The sequence below is a fragment of the Streptomyces sp. CNB091 genome, assembly GCF_000377965.1.
Genome location: NZ_KB898990.1, coordinates 12921 through 32525, shown reverse-complemented (window position 1 = coordinate 32525; position 19605 = coordinate 12921). Strand labels below are relative to the sequence as shown.

The 19605-nt window shown below is 70.8% G+C and carries 16 protein-coding genes; 8 read left to right on the top strand and 8 right to left on the bottom strand.

The genetic code is table 11. The features are described from left to right. Position 1: 1 nt before the first annotated feature. The 6 genes from D581_RS0100165 to pssA all read left to right on the top strand — a co-directional run bounded on the left by D581_RS0100165 (position 2) and on the right by pssA (position 6424). Positions 2-2014, top strand: a complete 2013-nt coding sequence (locus D581_RS0100165; protein WP_018955195.1) for a protein meaA — start codon at positions 2-4, stop codon at positions 2012-2014. After that, complete coding sequence (locus tag D581_RS0100160) at positions 2011-2985, top strand: HpcH/HpaI aldolase/citrate lyase family protein (RefSeq protein ID WP_018955194.1); 975 nt, start codon at positions 2011-2013, stop codon at positions 2983-2985. The genes D581_RS0100165 and D581_RS0100160 overlap by 4 nt, the downstream gene beginning before the upstream one ends. A gap of 2 nt (positions 2986-2987) precedes the next feature. Further along, a complete protein-coding gene (locus tag D581_RS0100155) occupies positions 2988-3491 on the top strand; it encodes a MaoC family dehydratase (protein WP_018955193.1) in 504 nt (167 codons plus the stop codon). Positions 3492-3540: 49 nt separating this feature from the next. Beyond that, positions 3541-4746, top strand: a complete 1206-nt coding sequence (locus D581_RS0100150) for an acyl-CoA dehydrogenase family protein (protein ID WP_018955192.1) — start codon at positions 3541-3543, stop codon at positions 4744-4746. 180 nt (positions 4747-4926) lie between these two features. After that, the gene (locus tag D581_RS0100145) at positions 4927-5574 is read left to right on the top strand and encodes a phosphatidylserine decarboxylase (RefSeq protein WP_003965076.1); all 648 of its coding nucleotides are present in this window, start codon (positions 4927-4929) and stop codon (positions 5572-5574) included. 22 nt (positions 5575-5596) lie between these two features. Continuing rightward, complete coding sequence (gene pssA, locus D581_RS0100140) at positions 5597-6424, top strand: CDP-diacylglycerol--serine O-phosphatidyltransferase (RefSeq protein ID WP_018955191.1); 828 nt, start codon at positions 5597-5599, stop codon at positions 6422-6424. Positions 6425-6539: 115 nt separating this feature from the next. Here the strand turns inward: pssA and D581_RS0100135 are convergent, their stop codons facing one another. From D581_RS0100135 to D581_RS0100115, 3 genes are all read right to left on the bottom strand, one after another. Then, positions 6540-7292: a PIG-L family deacetylase gene (locus D581_RS0100135; protein ID WP_018955190.1), complete on the bottom strand. Its 753-nt coding sequence runs from the start codon at positions 7290-7292 to the stop codon at positions 6540-6542. A gap of 966 nt (positions 7293-8258) precedes the next feature. Next, positions 8259-9149 (bottom strand): imine reductase family protein, encoded by an 891-nt coding sequence (locus tag D581_RS0100120; protein WP_018955187.1) that lies wholly within the window; start codon positions 9147-9149, stop codon positions 8259-8261. Beyond that, on the bottom strand, positions 9142-10038 hold the full coding sequence (locus tag D581_RS0100115) for an NAD(P)-dependent oxidoreductase (RefSeq protein ID WP_018955186.1): 897 nt from the start codon (positions 10036-10038) through the stop codon (positions 9142-9144). The genes D581_RS0100120 and D581_RS0100115 overlap by 8 nt, the downstream gene beginning before the upstream one ends. A gap of 163 nt (positions 10039-10201) precedes the next feature. On the opposite strand from D581_RS0100115, the gene D581_RS0100110 reads away from it, so the two are divergent. Continuing rightward, positions 10202-13333, top strand: a complete 3132-nt coding sequence (locus D581_RS0100110; RefSeq protein WP_018955185.1) for a BTAD domain-containing putative transcriptional regulator — start codon at positions 10202-10204, stop codon at positions 13331-13333. 190 nt (positions 13334-13523) lie between these two features. Here D581_RS0100110 and D581_RS0100105 read toward each other — a convergent pair whose 3' ends face one another. The 5 genes from D581_RS0100105 to D581_RS0100085 are packed head-to-tail and all read right to left on the bottom strand — an operon-like array spanning position 13524 to position 18501. After that, positions 13524-14774: an ABC transporter substrate-binding protein gene (locus tag D581_RS0100105; RefSeq protein ID WP_026290034.1), complete on the bottom strand. Its 1251-nt coding sequence runs from the start codon at positions 14772-14774 to the stop codon at positions 13524-13526. Then, positions 14771-16027 (bottom strand): branched-chain amino acid ABC transporter permease, encoded by a 1257-nt coding sequence (locus D581_RS0100100; RefSeq protein WP_018955183.1) that lies wholly within the window; start codon positions 16025-16027, stop codon positions 14771-14773. The genes D581_RS0100105 and D581_RS0100100 overlap by 4 nt, the downstream gene beginning before the upstream one ends. Then, complete coding sequence (locus tag D581_RS0100095) at positions 16020-16910, bottom strand: branched-chain amino acid ABC transporter permease (protein WP_018955182.1); 891 nt, start codon at positions 16908-16910, stop codon at positions 16020-16022. The genes D581_RS0100100 and D581_RS0100095 overlap by 8 nt, the downstream gene beginning before the upstream one ends. Continuing rightward, positions 16907-17707, bottom strand: a complete 801-nt coding sequence (locus D581_RS0100090; protein WP_026290033.1) for an ABC transporter ATP-binding protein — start codon at positions 17705-17707, stop codon at positions 16907-16909. Before D581_RS0100090 ends, D581_RS0100095 begins: the two co-directional genes overlap by 4 nt. Then, positions 17704-18501, bottom strand: a complete 798-nt coding sequence (locus D581_RS0100085; protein ID WP_018955180.1) for an ABC transporter ATP-binding protein — start codon at positions 18499-18501, stop codon at positions 17704-17706. Before D581_RS0100085 ends, D581_RS0100090 begins: the two co-directional genes overlap by 4 nt. A gap of 271 nt (positions 18502-18772) precedes the next feature. Here D581_RS0100085 and D581_RS0100080 point away from each other — a divergent pair, with 271 nt between their 5' ends. Then, on the top strand, positions 18773-19492 hold the full coding sequence (locus tag D581_RS0100080; protein ID WP_018955179.1) for a PucR family transcriptional regulator: 720 nt from the start codon (positions 18773-18775) through the stop codon (positions 19490-19492). Positions 19493-19605: the final 113 nt, after the last annotated feature.

Genomic DNA, 19605 nt, shown 5'->3' with positions numbered 1-19605 from the left:
GATGAACGAACGTCAGAAGGACCGGCCCTGGCTCATGCGGACGTACGCCGGTCACTCGACCGCCGAGGCGTCCAACGAGCTGTACCGCCGCAACCTCGCCAAGGGCCAGACGGGTCTCTCGGTCGCCTTCGATCTGCCCACGCAGACCGGATACGACCCGGACCACCTTCTCGCCCGCGGCGAGGTGGGCCGTGTCGGTGTTCCCGTCTCGCACCTCGGTGACATGCGGCGACTGTTCCAGGACATCCCCCTGGAGCAGATGAACACCTCGATGACGATCAACGCGACCGCCATGTGGCTGCTGGCGCTCTACCAGGTGGTGGCGGAGGAGCAGGGGGCCGACCCCGCCGGGCTCCAGGGGACCACGCAGAACGACATCGTCAAGGAGTACCTCTCGCGCGGGACGCACGTCTTCCCGCCGGTGCCCTCGCTGCGGCTGACCACGGACATGATCACGTACACGGTCGGCCGCATCCCCAAGTGGAACCCGATCAACATCTGCAGCTACCACCTCCAGGAGGCGGGGGCCACCCCGGTCCAGGAGATCGCGTACGCCATGTCGACCGCCATCGCGGTGCTCGACGCGGTCCGCGACTCGGGCCAGGTGCCCGAGGAGAAGTTCGGGGACGTGGTCGCCCGGATCTCGTTCTTCGTGAACGCGGGCGTCCGCTTCATCGAGGAGATGTGCAAGATGCGCGCCTTCGGCCGCATCTGGGACCGCGTCACCCGCGAGCGGTACGGCGTCGCCGACCCCAAGCAGCGCCGTTTCCGCTACGGCGTCCAGGTCAACTCCCTCGGCCTGACCGAGGCCCAGCCGGAGAACAACGTCCAGCGCATCGTCCTGGAGATGCTGGCCGTCACCCTCTCCAAGGACGCCCGCGCCCGCGCCGTACAGCTGCCGGCCTGGAACGAGGCGCTGGGGCTGCCCCGGCCCTGGGACCAGCAGTGGTCGCTGAGGATCCAGCAGGTACTGGCGCACGAGAGCGATCTGCTGGAGTACGAGGACATCTTCGCCGGTTCGCACGTCATCGAGGCCAAGGTGGACTCGCTGGTCGAGGAGTCGCTGGCGGAGATCGACCGGATCCAGCAGATGGGCGGCGCGATGGCGGCCGTCGAGTCGGGCTACCTCAAGTCGGAGCTGGTCTCCTCGCACGCGGCCCGGCGGGCCCGGATCGAGGGCGGCGAGGAGAAGATCGTCGGCGTCAACATCTACGAGTCCACCGAGCCGAACCCGCTCACCGCCGACCTCGACGGCGCGATCATGACGGTCGACCCCGAGAACGAGGCCCGCGTCGTGGCCGCCCTGCACGAGTGGCGGGACAACCGCGACGAGACGCGCGCTTCCGAGGCGCTGGCCGCGCTGAAGAAGGCCGCGGCCGGCACCGAGAACATGATGGAGGCCACCGTCGAGTGCGCCCGCGCGGGCGTCACCACCGGCGAGTGGTCCTGGGCGCTGCGGGACGTCTTCGGCGAGTTCCGCGCGCCGACCGGGGTCTCCTCGGCCCCGGTGGCGGTCACCGCCGAGCCGGGCAGCACGCTCGCCCTGGTCCGTGCGAAGGTCACCCGCACCTCCGCCGACCTGGGCGTGGGGCGACTGCGACTGCTGGTCGGCAAGCCGGGCCTGGACGGACACTCCAACGGGGCCGAGCAGATCGCCGTACGGGCCAGGGACGCCGGGTTCGAGGTCGTCTACCAGGGCATCCGGCTGACCCCCGAGCAGATCACCGACGCGGCGATCGCCGAGGACGTGCACTGCGTGGGGCTCTCCATCCTGTCCGGCTCGCACGCCGAACTGGTGCCCGACGTCCTGCGCCGGCTCCGCGAGGCCGGTGCCCCGGACATCCCGGTGATCGCGGGCGGCATCATCCCGCCGGCCGACGCCGCCGCACTCATCGAAGCCGGTGTGGCGGCCGTCTTCACCCCGAAGGACTTCGGCATCACCGAGATCATCGGCCGTATCGTCGACGAGATCCGGAAAGCGAACAAGCTCGACCCTCTGGAGGTCCCCGCATGACCACGCCTACCCCGTCCGTGAACCGGCTGCGCCCCCGCCGTTCGTGTCTCGCGGTCCCGGGCTCGAACCCGCGTTTCCTGGAGAAGGCCCAGGGCCTCCCGGCCGACCAGGTGTTCCTGGACCTGGAGGACGCCTGCGCGCCGCTCGCCAAGGAGGGCGCGCGCCACACCATCGTGGACGCGCTGAACAACGGTGACTGGAGCGGCAAGACCCGGGTCGTGCGGGTCAACGACTGGACGACGCACTGGACGTACCGGGACGTCATCACGGTCGTCGAGGGCGCGGGGCCGAACCTCGACTGCATCATGCTGCCGAAGGTCCAGGACGCCCAGCAGGTCGTGGCGCTGGACCTGCTGCTGACCCAGATCGAGAAGACGATGGGCTTCGAGGCCGGGAGGATCGGCATCGAGGCGCAGATCGAGAACGCCAAGGGCCTGGTGAACATCGACGACATCGCCGCCGCCTCGCCCCGCCTGGAGACGCTGATCTTCGGCCCGGCCGACTTCATGGCCTCGATCAACATGAAGACCCTGGTCGTCGGCCAGCAGCCGCCCGGCTACCCGGCGGACGCCTACCACTACATCCTGATGCGCATCCTGATGGCGGCCCGTACCCACGACCTCCAGGCGATCGACGGCCCGTTCCTCCAGATCCGTGACGTGGACGCCTACCGCGAGGTGGCCGGCCGCGCCGCCGCCCTCGGCTTCGACGGCAAGTGGGTGCTGCACCCGGGTCAGGTCGACGCGGCGAACGAGGTGTTCTCGCCCTCGCAGGAGGACTACGACCACGCCGAGCTGATCCTCGACGCCTACGACTGGTGCACCTCCGAGGAGGGCGGCAAGAAGGGCTCCGCGATGCTCGGCGACGAGATGATCGACGAGGCCAGCCGCAAGATGGCGCTGGTGGTCGCGGGCAAGGGCCGGGCCGCCGGAATGCGGCGCACCTCCAAGTTCGAAGCCCCGGAGGCCTGATCGTGCAGTTCGGACGCACCTTTGAGGAGTTCGAGGTCGGTGCGGTCTACAAGCACTGGCCCGGAAAGACGGTCACGGAATACGACGACCACCTGTTCTGTCTGTTGACCATGAATCACCACCCGCTGCACATGGACAGCAACTACGCGGAGAGCACGACCGACTTCGGAAAGAACGTGGTCGTCGGCAACTACGTCTACTCACTGCTGCTCGGCATGTCGGTGCCGGACGTCTCCGGAAAGGCGATCGCCAACCTGGAGGTCGAATCTCTGAAGCACATCGCGCCGACCTTCCACGGCGACACGATCTACGGCGAGACGACCGTGCTGGACAAGACGCCGTCGAAGTCCAGGAACGACCGCGGCATCGTGTACGTGGAGACCAAGGGCTACAAGCAGGACGGCACCGTCGTCTGCGTGTTCCGGCGCAAGGTGATGGTCCCCACCGAGACGTACGTCAAGGAGCGCGGCGGAGAGCAGCCCGGCCGCCCGACGCCCGCCAAGTAACTGTGTGAAGCCTTAAGGCCATCCGCGTGAAGCCACAGGAGAAGCAGCCATGACGCGACTCGCCCAGACCGCCGGTCTGAACGACATCCAGCGGGAAATCCTTGCCACGGTCCGGGATTTCGTCGACAAGGAGATCATTCCGGTCGCGACCGGGCTGGAGCACCGCGACGAGTACCCCACGGAGATCGTCGAGGGGCTGAAGGAACTCGGCCTGTTCGGGCTGATGATCCCCGAGGAGTACGGGGGGCTGGGTGAGTCGCTGCTCACCTACGCGCTGTGCGTGGAGGAGATCGCGCGCGGCTGGATGAGCGTCTCGGGCATCATCAACACGCATTTCATCGTGGCCTACATGCTCAAGCAGCACGGCACCCAGGAACAGAAGGACACCTTCCTGCCGCGGATGGCGCTGGGCGAGGTGCGCGGGGCCTTCTCGATGTCGGAGCCGGCGCTCGGCTCGGACGTCTCGGCCATCTCGTCGAAGGGCGTCAGAGACGGCGACGCATACGTTCTCAACGGCCAGAAGATGTGGCTGACGAACGGCGGAACGTCGAATCTGGTGGCCGTACTCTGCCGAAGTGACGAAGGCCACCCGGAGGGCACCGCGCCCCACAAGTCGATGACGACCTTCCTCATCGAGAAGGAGCCCGGCTTCGGAGAGGTCCGGCCCGGGCTGACCATCCCCGGAAGGATCGACAAGATGGGCTACAAGGGCGTCGACACGACCGAGCTCATCATGGACGACCTGCGCATTCCGGCCAATCGCGTCCTCGGGGGCACGACCGGCCGAGGCTTTTACCAAATGATGGACGGCGTCGAGGTCGGCCGGGTGAATGTCGCCGCGCGTGGCTGCGGTGTCGCACAACGTGCATTCGAGCTGGGCGTTTCGTACGCGCAGCAGCGTCACACCTTCGGCAAACCGATCGCCCAGCACCAGGCGATCCAGTTCAAACTGGCCGAAATGGCCACCAAGGTCGAAGCCGCTCATGCGATGATGGTCAATGCGGCACGCAAAAAGGACTCCGGGGAACGAAACGACCTGGAGGCAGGGATGGCGAAGTACCTCGCCTCCGAGTACTGCAAGGAAGTCGTCGAGGACGCCTTCCGTATCCACGGCGGTTACGGCTTCTCCAAGGAGTACGAGATCGAGCGCCTCTACCGCGAGGCACCGATGCTGCTGATCGGTGAAGGTACCGCCGAGATCCAGAAAATGATCATTGGCCGGCGCCTCTTGGAGGAGTACCGATTCCAGGGCTGATTGTCCCTTTAAGGGTGATTTGGTGGCGAAGAACATCACACCGGGTCACCCTCGACGGGTGCCTTTCCGCCGTCCGACTCGGCTGCTGGCTTGCCCAGTTGCGCCCGGCAACCGATAGCATCGCCGGAAAGCCGCCGTCCCCCGTTGCCAGCGCGGCATCATCCGCTACGAAGGTCATCCATGCCCGACAGCACTTCCTCCGCATCCCGCGGCGGGGTCCGCATCGCCCGCGGAGCATCGCCGTGGCTCCTGCCGACCGTCGCCACCGCAGCCCTCAGCCTGGCCCGCGCCCGCAAGTCGGGGCGCTGGGCAGCAGTGGCCGTGCCCACCACCGCGCTCGCGGCGGGCATGCTGTGGTTCTTCCGTGACCCCGAGCGCGAGATCACTGACGGCCGGGTCATCTCCCCGGCCGACGGTGTGGTGCAGAGCATCATGCCGTGGAAGGACGGGCGCACCCGCGTCGCGATCTTCATGAGCCCGCTCAACGTTCACGTCAACCGCGCTCCGCTGGCGGGCACCGTGACGTCGGTCGAGCACATCCCGGGCGGCTTCGTTCCGGCGTTCAACAAGGAGAGCGAGAACAACGAGCGCGTTGTCTGGCACTTCGACACCGAGCTCGGCGACATCGAGATGGTGCAGATCGCGGGAGCGGTCGCCCGTCGGATCGTGCCGTACCTCCCCGAGGGCACGAAGGTGGAGCAGGGCGAGCGCATCGGCCTGATCCGCTTCGGCTCGCGCGTGGACATCTACCTCCCGGAGGGTATCGATGTCGCGGTCGAGGTCGGACAGGCCACCACCGCGGGGGTGACTCGAATTGACCGTGATTGATCCTGATACCAAGGCCGGCTGGGTGCCGGAGGCCGACGACGAGAACGACGTCGACGGCGCGGAGGACATGCCGCTCTCCATGCGGCTGTCGATAGCGGACACGCTCACGCTCGGTAACGCGACGTGCGGATTCATGGCGGTGTACTTCACCACCACGGGCATCCTCATCCCGCACCTCACGGGCAGCGAAGAGACGGGCATGGCCCGGCACTCGGCCGCCACCGCCGTGATCCTCATGCTGATGGCCGCGATCTTCGACCTGTTCGACGGTCTCGTGGCGCGCAAGCTGCGCTCCTCGCCGATGGGCGCCGAGCTGGACAACCTCTCCGACCTCATCAGCTTCGGGCTCGCACCGGCCTACTTCGTGCTCGTGTACGGCATGGTCGCCGACGACGCCCATCAGCGGGTGTCGGCACTGGCGGCGATCGTCGTGTTGCTGGCGGTGGTGCTCAGGCTTGCGAGATTCTCCTGCGTGACGCTGAAGGACGGCATGTTCCAGGGCATGCCGAGCCCCTTCGGAGCGCTGACGGTCGTCTCGATCGTGCTCCTGGAGCTGCCCTTCCCGCCCACCCTGCTGGCGATCGTCGGTGTGGCGTGGCTGATGGTGAGCCGGGTGGAGTACCCCAAGCCGCGGGGCGTCCTCGCGGTGGCGATGCTCGGCTGGATCGTGGCCGCGATGGGGCTGCTCGCCGCATGGGCTTTCGACGCGCCCGGCGGTCAGCTGCTGCTCCAGACCGGCTGCGCGCTCCAGGTGGTGCTCGGCGCGGTGATCCCGCTGTTCGCCACGGCGCGACGGGTGAACACGTTCCGTGACAACCGGCGCGAGGCGCGGGCGGCACAGCTGCCGTAGCGGCGGATACGCGAACCAGGGCGAGGGCCCCGGATGCCCCCCGGCATCCGGGGCCCTCGTGCGTCCCCCGGCGCGGACGCGGCGGTCGGGCCGGCGAGCGTTCCCCGGCGCCGCGTCAGCCGTCGTCGCGGGGCTCCAGGCTCCAGATCAGCTCGGCGCGCAGCGGGCCCGTCCGGGACAGGACCGCTCCGTGGCCGGGGGCGAGCGCGGCGAGCTGGGAGGCGTGGCACAGGACCGCCTCGCGCTTGGCCGCCCACTGCTCGTCGGAGAGCACCAGCTCATGGCGGACGGTGAGCCGGTGGGTGCGGTTCAGCTCCTGGTAGGCGCGCCCCCGGTCCTCGCTCGCGGCCAGTGCCTCGCCCGCCCCGGGAGTGCCCCATTCGGGGAGGTGTCCGGTGTAGGGCAGGTCGGCGTACACCCAGGGCTCGGGGGCCCCGGCCGCGGCGAGGACGCGCTGGGTGCGCAGCCGGACCGCCTCGTGGTCCGGCTGGTTGGTGGCGAGCGGTACGAGCACCCGGGTGCCGGGGGCCAGCGAGCGCAGCAGAGGGTCGAGGCCGACGGGCTCGTCGCCCTCGCCGACGTACGGGCTGTCGGGGTGGTCGACGAGGACCTGCTCGGCCCCCAGGAGCTCGCAGGAGCGGGCGTCCTCGGCCCGCCGCGCCCGGTACGCCTCGACGGCGGAGCTGAACCCGCAGAAGGCGTCCCACCCCGAGACCGTGAGGCCGGGGGCCGGGGAGCCGCCGTGGACGGTGACCACCGCGAGGGGGCCGGGCAGGGTGGGCAGCAGTCCCGCGAGGGAGAGGGCGGCGTCGTCGAAGTGCGGCGAGATGACGACGGTGCGCCAGGGCGGGTGTACGGCGGTGGGCACGGTTCCTCCGAGGAGGTTGCGGGTGGCTCGGCGGGCGGGTGGTAAGGGCCAGGACGGTTCGGAGGCTGGGCGGACCCGGCCCGAAGGCGCGGGGTCCGGAATGAGCTAATCACCGGCCCATCCATGTGGTACAGACCAATTTTCCGCCGATCATGCGGCCCGGGAAGAGCGGCCGCCCGAAGCCGGAGCCCCACTGGCGCCGCGCCAGCACCGATTCCCGCTCACGTCCGATGGTTGAGAACCGGCCATCCGCGGTCGTCCCTCCTGTCCGGCGTTCACCTTCCCGCACGCCGGTTCACCGCGGACCCGCTGCTGGTGGCCGCCCTGGGCGCGACCGGCACGGACACGGCGCGCGAGGCACCGGTCGCGGCCCTGTTCTCGTATAGCTACGGCCAGGTGGCGTGTAGCGCTGAGTAACCGTCCTATGCCTTCGTCTCCCTGCTCCAGCGACTGGCAGCGGCGGTGGTGGCGCGGTGCCGTAACGACCACATAGAGCCACCGTCCCCGGGACAGGTCGGGCGGCTGGTGGGCAAGGCGGTCAAGGACTTCGAGGTTCGGTTCTGCCGCAGCCCGGTGGAGCGGATCTCGCACGCGGCGCGCTCGCGCCTGGAGGACCTGGTCGCTGGCAGCGAAGACGAGAGAGGCGAAGCAGCGGACGGTGAGGGCACGGTGTCGGGCGGCGGGCGGTCGCACTTCGCGGAGTTGCAGGCCGCCCCGGGGCGGAGCGGAAGGTCGACAAGGAGCTGAACGCCGAGCTGAGGAAGGTCCGGGGCAAGGAGGGCATGCTGCTGCGGAGTGCGGAGGCGGCGCTGTCCGAGCCGTCCGGCACGGTGCGGGCGTAGGCCCTTGGTGGCGTGGCCCGGAACGCCGGTGAGGCCCGGGCTATGAGGCTGGAGCGAACTCGCGCCAGTTCGGAGGCGCCTCTCGTCAGAAGTGCACGTCGCTCAGTCGTCCCGCGCTCTGCGTTCATTGCGCCGCAGTGCCTCGTGCTTTCAGCAGCTCGAACACGCTGGAGAAGCTGTCCTGCCCGTGGCCGTCGGCCGCCCGTCTGTCGAGCAGGGCCTTCAGCGGCTCATGGACGTCGGTGGCGATGCCGCTGGCTCTGCTGAGCTGGATGAGGCTGTCGACCCCGGCCCGGTTGAGGTCGACCGTGGAGACCCCGCCTGCATACGCCGATTCGCCTGCCTCGCGTGCCAGTTCGGGCAGGAACTCGGCCATCCCGTACAGCCATCGGGCGGCCAGCGGGGCGAACACCTCAGGGGTGGTACCGGCCTGTTCGAGCAGTGCCGCGGCGTGCAGAAACCCGGTGAGGGCCGCGTACCCCGTACCGAGCAGGGCCAAGTCGTGGATCTCCGCAGAGCCGGGGTCGATGCCGAAGTAGTGGGCCGGCGCCATCACCTCCAGCTCGCGCCGGTATGTGGTGTAGGCACGCCGGGAACCGCTGTAGAGGAAGAAGCCCTCCGGGGTGGCGACGGTCTCGGGGAGGGCCATCATGGCGCCGTCGAGGTAGTCGGAGCCGTGCCCGGCGGCCCAGGCGGCCAGGTCACGGGCGTGGTCGGGGGTGCTGTTGGCGAGGTTGACCAGGGTGCGGCCCCGCAAGGTGGAGGCGGTGGGGCCGACGGCCTGGCGGACCGCGGCGTGGTCGAGGAGCGGGGTGATCACCAGTGAGCCGGCCGCGACCGCCTCGGCCGTAGTGGTCGCGCGGATCGCGCCTCGTGCGACGAGCGCATCGGCCTTGGCGGCGGTGCGGTTCCATACGGTGGTCGGGTAGCCGGCGTCGAGGAACGCGGAGGCGATCGGGGCGCCCATGCGGCCGAGGCCCAGGACCGTGACGTGGGGCTTGGTCTGTTCAGGCATTCCGCTCGCCCTTCGTGATCGTCTCGATGACGCTGGCGATGCCGCTGGAGCCGTGTCCGGTGGCTGCCGCCCGTTCCAGCAGGCTCCCGATCAGCTCCGGAACGTCGGTGCCGAGGCCCGCGGCCCGGCTGGTGTCCGAGAGGTGCTCCATCGCTGCCGCGTGCACCTCCACCGTGCCGTCGTCGTCCGGGAAGTTCCCGTTCTCGATCTGGCGGGAGTGGTCGGCCATCAGCGAGGTGACGAACGGCATGTGCCCCGTCGCCACCGCCGCGAAGGCGACCGGGTCGACGCCTGCCGAGCCCGCCAGGGCGACGGCGTGGTAGAAGCCCGCCAGCGCACCCCAGGCCAGACCGAAGAGCGCCGTGTCGTACACCGGGGCCAGCGCCGGATCGGCGCCGAGGTGGACGGAGTTGCCCAGGCTCGCCAACACCGTCCGGTGGGTGGCGAAAGCATCCGGGGAACCGCTGAAGACGAACAGTGCCTCGGGCCGCCCGACAAGGCGGGTGCCGCTCATGGCAGCGCCGTCGAGGTAGCCGGCGCCGTGCCCGGCCGCCCAGTCGGCCATCCCCGCGGCGTCCTCCGGAGTGCCGGAGGTCAGGTTCACCAGGACCCGGCCGCGCAGGCGCGGCGCCACTGGCGCGAGCAGATCGCTCACGGTGGCGTAGTCCGGCAGACTGACCACGACCAGGGGACTCGCGGCGACCGCCTCATCCACGGTCGTCGCACGGACGGCGCCCTGGGCGTCGAGTGCGTCGGCCTTCGCGGCGGAGCGGTTCCATACGGTCGTGGCGTAGCCGGCGGTGAGGAACGCCTGGGCGAGCCGGGTCCCCATCTGTCCCAGGCCGATCACGGACACCGTGGACTGCTCGTGGTTCTCGTTCTCCGACATGAAGTGTCTCCTGGTTCCTTGCTTCTTCGGCTGGGGGCACCGGACGGTTCGTTCGGTGTGTCCTCACTGTGCCGACCGGTGCTGGCGGGGCTCTGTCGGTGCGCTGTCGGTGCGCTGTCGGTCCCTGGACGGCGGCTGTCAGCCGGCCGGATACCGTGCAGCCATGTACTTCTCGGTGCTCGGCCCGCCCACTGCCCGGACAACTGACGGCCAGGCGGTCGACGTGCCTGAGGCGAAGGTGCGCGCCTTGCTGGCCGCTCTGCTCGTCCACGCGGGACAGCCGGTCTCGGCCGACCGGCTCGTGGACGACCTGTGGGGCGAGCGGCTGCCCGGAAATCCCGCCGGTGCGCTGCAGACGAAGATCTCGCGGCTGCGCCGCGCCCTGGCGCGGGCCGAACCCGGGGCCGAGACGCTGGTGGAGTCGAGGCCCCCGGGATATCTGCTGCGTACCGGCCCCGGAGATGTGGACTCCCACCGGTTCAGCGACCTGACCGCCACCGCGTACGGCACCGAGGACCCGCGCACCAGGGCGGATCTGCTGACCGAAGCGCTGGAGCTGTGGACGGGAGAAGCCTTCGCCGGCCTGGGCGACCTGACGTTCCTGCGCGCTGCGGCCGGACGCCTTGACGAGCAGCGCCTCACCGCCCTGGAGACGCTCGCCGAGACCCGTCTTGAGCTGGGTCAACACCACGCGCTGATCGGCGAGCTGGGGGAGCTTTCCACCCGTCACCCGTTGCGGGAGCAGCTGCGCGCCGTCCAACTGCGTGCGTTGTACCGGGCCGGGAGGCAGTCCGAAGCGCTGTCCGTGTACGACGAACTGCGCAAGCCGCTGGCCGACGAACTGGGCGTGGACCCCGGGCCGGAACTGGTCGCCCTGCACCAGTCGATCCTCGAACACGATGCGGCCCTTCAGCCGCCCCCGGCCTCCCCGAAGAGGAGGTACGGCGACCTGCCGGCTCCGCTCACCGAACTCATCGGCAGGAAGGAGGCGCTGTCCGCACTGGGTGAACTTCTCGCCGCCCGCCGGCTGGTGACACTCACCGGCCCCGGCGGGGTGGGCAAGACCCGCCTGGCGGAGGAAGCGGCCGGTCTTGCCGCCGGCGCCTACCCCGACGGCGTACGGATGGTCGGGCTCGCCGGATCCACCGCGGTGGCCGAGCAGCTCAGCGCCGCCCTGGGCGTACGGGAAGAGGGGACGGCAGGGCTGGAGGACGCGCTGCGTTCCAGGCGACTCCTCCTGCTCCTCGACAACTGCGAGCACGTGATCGACTCGGCGGCCGACGTCGTACGCCGGGTCCTGGCAGCCGCACCCGGGCTCAGCGTCCTGGCCACCAGCAGGGAACCTCTCGGCCTGGCCGCAGAGATGGTGTGGACCGTGCCACCTCTGCCGCAGGCCGACGCCGAGGAGCTGTTCGCCGCGCGGGCCGCAGCCCATGCACCCGGATTCGCCGTCACCGAGGAGAACGCGGAGGCCATCGCGACGATCTGCCGCCGCCTCGACCGCATACCCCTGGCCCTGGAACTGGCCGCCACGCGCGTCCATGCGTTGGGAGTGCACGAACTGTGCTCCCGCCTCGACGACAGGTTCCGTCTCCTCGCCGGCGGCCGACGAGGCGTGCCACCGCGCCAACGCACCCTCCGAGCGGTGATCGACTGGAGCTGGGAGCTGCTCAGCGACGACGAACGGATTCTCCTGCGCCGGCTGGCCGTCTTCGCCGATGGCTGCACCCTCGAAGCGGCCGAGGCGGTGTGCGGCGGCGGTGACCAGGACGTCCTCGGCCCGCTGATCCGCCTGGTGGACCGCTCACTCGTCACCGTGACCGACGGCCGTCGCTACCGGCTGCCGGAATCGATCGCGGCCTACGCCCATGAACGCCTGACGGAAGCGGGCGAGACCAGGGCCCTCGAACTGCACCACCAGACCCACTACACCGAGCTCGCCGAGCAGGGTGCGGCCCGACTCCGCGGCCCTGAGCAACAGGGCTGGCTGTCGCGCCTCGACCAGGAAAGCGCCAACCTGCGCACGGCCCTGGAGCGTGCCGTCCAGCGGAAGGAGGCCACCGGGGCCCTGCGCATGGCGCTCGCCTCGACCTGGTACTGGTTCCTGCGCGGCCGGCTGAGCGAGGCCCGGCGGTCACTGGGGGAAGCCCTGCACATCAGCGGCGACACGCACCCGACCCTCCGTTTCCAAGCTGCTGTCTGGTGCGCCGGATTCACCCTGCTGACCGGGGAGGGACAGAACAATGCGGTCCATCCGCCCGACGGAACAGCCGACGGCGAGGCCGGTGGCGCACGTGCGGCGTGGTTCCTCGGCTACGCCGCGCTCAACGCGGGTGACGATCTGGCCCGCAGCGAGACTCTGGTGGACCACGCCCTGACCGACTTCCGCACAGCAGACGACCGCTGGGGCATCGCCGCAGCACAGAGCACCCGGGCCACCCAGGCCCTGCTGCGCGGCGACCTCGCCGCACTGCGCCGCAGTGCCGAGGAAAGCCACGCGCTCTTCACGGAACTCGGCGACCGCTGGGGGCAGTTGCAGACCACCTACCCACTGGCAGCACTGGCCGCGATCACCGGCGACTACACGCGCGCCGCACGGCTGCACCAGGACGGTCTCCACCTCGCCGAGGAACTGGGCTTCTGGCCGGACGCCGCCGACCGGCTCACCGGACTTGGCCGGGTCGCCCTCCTGACCGGTGACTTCCCTCAGGCCACCGAGCTCCACCGCAAGGCGATGGCCCTGGCCGCCGAACACGGCTACACGGCGGGTGAGATCCACGCCGAAATCAGCCTCGCCCTCACAGCCCGGCGCGAGGGCGACTTCGACCGCGCCGAGAAGCACCTCCGCAGAACCCTCGCATGGCACCGCGAAGTCGACTTCGGCCCCGGCCCCGCACTCCTCCTCGCCGAACTCGGCTTCCTCGCCGAACTCGGCTTCCTCGCCGAACAACGCGGTGACGCATCCGCGGCCCTGTCCCTGCACCACCAGGGCCTCTCCGTCGCCCGTGACAGCGGCGACCCCCGGGCTCTGGCTCTCGCCCACGAGGGCCTCGCCGGGGCATACGCCCTCGTGGACCAACCCGTGCAGGCCGCCCGCCTCCTGGGCACAGCTGCCCGGGCCCGGGAGTCCGCGGGCGCCGCGCTCCCGGAGGCCGAGCGCGGCAATGTCGAACGCATCACCACCAAAACCCTCGCAGCGCTGGGCACAGAGATGTTCGCTGCTGAGTTCTCTGCCGGCACCGACGACGATCGCCATGTGGAACATCCTGACGGGGCGACGAGCAGAGAGGGCTGAGGAGCCTGACACGGTCACCATGGCCGAGGCCGATCACACGAAGGGGGCGACTCCCCCGGCTTCGTCCATGAGCCGGGATCATCCGGCACGACCGGGATCCCCTGTCCGTCACCTCCTGGACACGGGTGTGGGCCCGGCTGTCACCCGTGTTCAGGAGGTGACGGCCGGGCCCATACCCGTGCTCAGCGTGTCACTTCAGGGGGAAGGACTTCGCCGCCGGCGAGACCGACGCCGGGCGGATGACCTTCAGACCGCCGGGGGCCGTGGCGTCCGGCTTCATGATGACGCTCTCCCGGGTGGACGGCGCCGCGGGGTCGGAGAAGTCGTGGGTGACCCCGAACTCGGTTCCGTAGCCCTTGATCGTGAGCAGCGCCTTGTCGATGCCCTCGCGGGTGAGGTCCTTGTCGTCACAGGCCTTCGACAGGGCTTCGCCGAACAGGGAGGCCGCCGTGTACCCGGCGACGACGCCGTTGTCGAGCACGTCCTTCGGGTACTGGGCGGCGTACTCCTTCGCGAGCTCGGCAGGGCCGTCTCCCGGGTCCCCGATAGGCAGCGTGGAGGCGGCGACGTAGTAGTCCTTGAGCAGTGCGGGGGCCGCCTGGGTCTTCAACAGCTGCGGGGCGAAAGCCGAGTTGTTGCCGACGACCGGGACATCGAAGCCGGTGGCCGCCGCGACGCCGACGAGCGAGGCCGCCTGGCGCGGGCCCGCGCTGACGATCACGGCCTTGACCCCGGCCTGCTTGAGGGCGGCGACCTGGGCCGTCATGTCGTTGTCGGTCGGCTTGATCTTCTGCTCGACGACGGTGAGACCGGACTCCTTCGCCGCGTGCTTCGAGCCGACGAGCGCGTTCTCGCCGTAGTCGCCCTCGAAGTACACATGACCGATCTTGTCGCCCTCGGCGATGCGCTTCTCGGCGAGGAGATAGTCGATCAGGTTGATCGTCTCGACGTCGTAGGTGGCGCCGATGACCCGGATGTACGGGGAGCCCAGCAGATTCGCCGACCAGGCCTGCGGCAGCACGAGGCCCTTGTCCTGGCCGTCGACGCGCTGCTCGACGGCGGCGACGAACGGGGAGCCGATGAACTGGGCGAAGCCCACCACCTCCGGCTCCAGCTCGGTGTACGCGGCGATCGCCTTCTGCGGGTCGTACCCGTGGTCGCGGACCGTCAGTTCGATCTTCCGGTCGCAGATGCCGCCCTCCTTGTTCGTCTGCTCGACCCACAGCTGCTGCGCCTGGGTGACGCTCTTGCCCAGTGAGGCGTAGACGCCGGTCATGTCGGTCAGCACGCCGAGGGAGATCGTCGAGGAGGAGACCCCGGGGCCCGTCTTGATCCCGCCCTCGCCCTCCTCGGTCGCCTTGCCGTCGGTCGCCTTGCCACTGCACCCGACGAGGGTGACGGCGAGGGTCGCGACCACGGCCGTGAGCACTCTGAGTTTCATGACTTCTCCCCTGAATTCTTCGGAGCCGCTGGCTTCTTCGGAGCTGCTGGCTTCTTCGGAGCTGCTGGCTTCTTCGGAGCCGCCGACTTCTTCGGAGCCGCCGACTTCTTCGGAGCCGCCGGCTTCTTGCGGACGAGGCCGAGCCGGGCCAGGCCGCCGGGCAGGAACAGGACCACCGCGACCACCGCGGCGCCGTACAGATAGCGGGACGCCTCACCGGGCGCCAGCCCGCCCGTGCCGGGGGCGGAGACCAGCGGCAGGGAGTCGCTGTAGTGCGTGAACACCTGCGGGAGCAGGGTGACGAAGGCCGCGCCGATCACGGCTCCGCCGACGCTGCCCAGCCCGCCGATGACGATCATGGCGAGGTATTCGAGGGAGAGGATCATGCCGAAGTACTCGGGCACGGTCCGCTGGAAGACCAGGGCGAGCAGGACGCCCGCGAGGCCCGCGTACATGGAGGACAGGACGAAGACCCCGGCCCGGTAGCGGGCCACGGGCACGCCCATCACCCCGGCCGCGATCCGGTGGTCGCGGATGGCGTTCATGGCCCGTCCGGGCCGGCCGCGCAGCACCCCTCGGGCGAACAGCGCGCACAGCAGGAGCACGACCAGGCCCGCGTACCACAGCTTCTCCGAGGAGCCGAACGGCACGGCGGCGACGACGAGTTCGGCGTCGTCGAAGGTGAACCCGAAGACGGACAGCGGTGGTACGGCCCGGCCGTTGTAACCGCCGGTCAGCGAGCCCGCGTTGAACAGGACGTGCTGCCCGATGAAGATCAGCGCGAGGGTCGCGATGCCGAGGTACGCGCCGCGCAGCCGCCCGGCGATGGGGCTGAAGAGCCCGCCCGCCGCTCCGGCGAGCAGCACGGCGAGGATCGCGGCCAGCCAGGTGGGCAGCCCGAGTCCGGTCAGCGTGTGCCCGTCCTCCGTGCTGCTCTCGCCCGCCAGGACGCAGTAGCCGTACGCGCCGACGGCGAGGAAGAACGCGTGGCCCATGGAGAGCTGCCCGGTGGCGCCGGTGAGCATGTTGAGCCCGATGGCGCCGATCGCCGCCGCCATCGCGAACAGCCCGGCCTGGAGCCAGAAGCGGTCCAGGTAGAAGGGGAGGACGAGGAGCAGGAGGGAGCCGATGAGGACGGCGTACGTACGGGGTCGGCGCAGCCGGTCGGTGAGGCCCTCGGCGCGGATGGATGCGCGGGCCGGTGCGGCAGGGGCTTCGGGAGCGGGGGCGGCTTCGGGGGTGGTGTCAGACACGGGCCGGCTCCTTCGTCCCGAAGAGGCCCGCGGGCCGGATGAGCAGGACCGCCACCATCACCAGGTAGGGCGCCAGGTCGCCGATGCCCCGGCCGAGGAAGGCGAGGTCGCTCTGGTAGCCGGTGGCGAGCGACTCGGTGACGCCGACGATGAGTCCCCCGGCGAGCGCCCCGGTGGTGGAGTCGAGCCCGCCGAGGATCGCGGCGGGGAACGCCTTGAGCGCGGCGAGCGAGGTGGCGCGCTCCAGGCCCGGGGTCGGGAACACCGTGAGGAAGAGGGCGGCGACGGCGGCGAGCGCTCCGGCGACCGCCCAGGCGGCGAGCGAGACCCGCCCCAGCTTGATGCCCATGAGCGCCGCCGTCTGCGGGTTCTCGGCGGCGGCCCGCATCGACACGCCCCACGAGGTGTGGCGGAAGGCGAGCAGGAACACCGTGATCAGCAGCCCGGCGGCGAGGAACGCGGCGATCCGGGTCTGGGCGAGGGTGATGCCGCCGACCGTGACGACCTCGTTGCCCCAGGGGTCTCCGAGGGCGAGCACGTCCGTGCCCATCCGGCGGGTGAGTTCGGTGATCAGGAGGATGTCGACGCCGATGGTGACGATGGCCAGGACGCTGTGGTCGCTGCCCCGGTAGCGGCGCATCACGAAGAACTCGATGCCCGCCCCGACGCTCGCCGCCCCCGCGATCCCGACGAGCAGCGCGGGCCAGAACCCGATGTCGTCGTGGAGCACGGCGGTGACGTATCCGCCCGCCAACAACAGGGAGGCGTGGGCGAAGTTGACGACTTCGGTGGCCTTGAAGATGACGACGAACCCGAGCGCGATGAGGGCGTAGACCGAGCCGATCGACAGGCCGCCGAGGAGGAGTTCGACGAAGGTGGTCATTGAGGTGCTCCCAAGTAGGCCTGCACGACGGCCGGGTCGTTCTGGACCTCGGCGGGGGTGCCCCCGGCGATCCGTCGTCCGAAGTCGAGTACGGTCACCGCGTCCGCGAGCCGCATCACCACCCCCATGTCGTGCTCGACCAGCACGATGGAGATGCCGAGGCTGTCGCGTACGTCGGCCACGACGGCCGCGGTGCGGCGGCGCTCGATCGCGGTCATCCCGGCGATCGGTTCGTCCAGCAGCAGGACCTTCGGCTCCATGCAGAGGGCGCGGCCCAGCTCGACGAGCTTCTGCTGCCCGTACGGCAGGGATCCGGCGGGGCGCTCCAACTCCACGCCGAGGCCGATGAATTCGGCGATCTCCTGGACCCGGTCGCGGTGGCGTCGTTCCTCCCTGGCGGCGGAGGGCAGCCGCAGGCCGGTGGCGACGAACCCGGAGCGGGTCAGCCGGTGGCGGCCGAGCAGGAGGCTGTCGGCGACGGTCGCGTGCGGCGGCAGCGCCAGGTTCTGGAAGGTGCGCGCGACCCCGAGGCCCGCGATGGTGTGCGGCGGGAGTCCGGTGAGTTCGGTGTCGCCGAGGCGGACGTGTCCGGAGGTGGCGCGGTAGACGCCGGACAGGACGTTGAAGCAGGTGGACTTGCCCGCGCCGTTGGGCCCGATGACGGCGTGCACACTGCCGGGTTCGACGGTGAAGGAGACGCCGTCCAGGGCGGTGAGCCCCGAGAAGCGGACGGTGACGCCCTCGACGGCGAGTGCGGCCGGCGTGCTGTGCGCGGAGGCCGTGGCGGTGGTGGTCACGCGGACCACCTGTTCAGGGTGCGGCGGTTCCGGTCGGCCGGGTCGGTGTCCGCCGCCGCGTCCTCGTCGACGACGCCGAGGTAGCGGCGGCGGACCTCGTCGGACGCGGCGAGGTCGTCGGCGGGCCCGGACAGGGCGACCTCGCCGACGTCGAGGACGTACGCCGTGGAGGCGAGCCGCAGCGCGATCGCCGCGTTCTGCTCGACGAGCATGACGGAGGTGCCGCTCGCGTTGATCTCCTGCACGGTCTCGGCGATCCTGGCCGCCATCAGCGGGGCGAGGCCGAGCGAGGGTTCGTCCAGCAGCAGCATGCGGGGTCCCGTCATCAGGGCGCGGCCCATCGCCAGCATCTGCTGCTCGCCGCCGGACAGCAGCCCGGCCCGCTGGTGCGCGCGGTCGGCGAGGACCGGGAACAGCTCGTGGACCCGGGCCAGCGTGGCGCTCACCCCCTTGCGTCCGCCGCGTGCCCCGAGGGCTCCCGCCCGCAGGTTGTCGGCCACCGTCATCCGGGCGAAGACCTGCCGGCCCTCCGGCACCTGGACCACTCCGGCGGCCACCACCTGGGCGGGCCGCAGCCCCTCCAGGGGGCGGCCGTCGAACCGGATGGTTCCGGTGCCCGTCCCGCGGTGGAAGCCGAGGGTCCGCGAAACGGCCCGCAGCAGCGTGGTCTTGCCCGCGCCGTTGCCGCCGAGTACGGCGGTGATCCCGCCGTCCGGCACATCGACGGAGATGTCGCGCAGCGCCCGGACCGGGCCGTAGCCGACGGACAGCCCGCGGATCTCTAGCGTTGCCATGCGTCCTCCTCCTTCCGCCTTGTCGTGCTTGTCGTGTCGTGCTGGTCGTGTCGTGCTCGTCTGTCGTCTGGTTGGTGGGGGTGGTGCCACAGACCAGCACCGGGTGGGACGTGCGTCCACGGCGCGGGACCGACTCGATGCGGGCGACCAGCGAACGCAGGACCTCGTTGTGCACGCGCACAGACGCGGTGACGGGCGGGCGCCCGCCCGTCCGGCCGCTGGCATCCTCATCGGTCATCAGGAACGCCCGGACCGGGGGACGGAGCGGCGGATGCGGTGTGGGACGCGGTACGGGGCGCTGCTCGGCCCGCTGCTGGCGGGCGGGGCGCCGCCGGGCCTGGTGGAGCGTGCGGCGCGCGGCCTCGGGCTGCCGGAACGGGGGCGTTACGCGGTGGTGGTGCTGGGCGCGCCCGTGCCGGAGGCCGCGGTGGCGGAGGGCGCGGACGCGGACGGGGCGCGCTGGTGGTGGTGCGGCGCGGGGGACGGGGACGTCGCGGTGGTGCTGCTGGGTGCGGCGGGTCCGGCCGGGGCGGTGGCGCGGCTGGGTGAGCGCGGTGCGGGGCCGGGAGGCATGAGTCCGGTGGTGGGATCGCCGGGACAGCTGGGCTCGGCACGGCGGCTCGCGGGCACGGCGCTGCTGACGTGCGCGCCCGGCAGCCGGGAGGTCGTACGGCTCGACGAGCGGCTGGCGACGGCCCTGCTGGTGAGCGGCCCGGAGCTGTCGGCCCGGCTCCTCGCGGAGGTGTTCGGTCCGCTGCTGGCGCTGGCTCCGGCGGAGCGTGCGGTGCTGGTGGGGACGTTGGAGGTGTGGCTGGAGTGCGAGGGTTCGGTGGGGCGGGCGGCGGTAGGGCTGCGGTGTCATCGCAACACGGTGTTCAACCGGCTGCGGCGGCTGGAGCGGCTGACCGCGCGCTCGCTGTCCCGGCCGCGTGAGCTGGTCGACCTGGTGCTGGCGCTGGACGTGCTGAGGCTGTCGTCGGCGCCGCCGTGAGGCGGGAGCGCGAGGCGGGAGCGCGAGGACGAGGTCCGGGGAGCGGTAGCCCGGTGTGCGGGAGGGGCCCGGCGTCTGTCCCCGGGTCCCTCCCTGTGCCCCTGTGCTCTCCC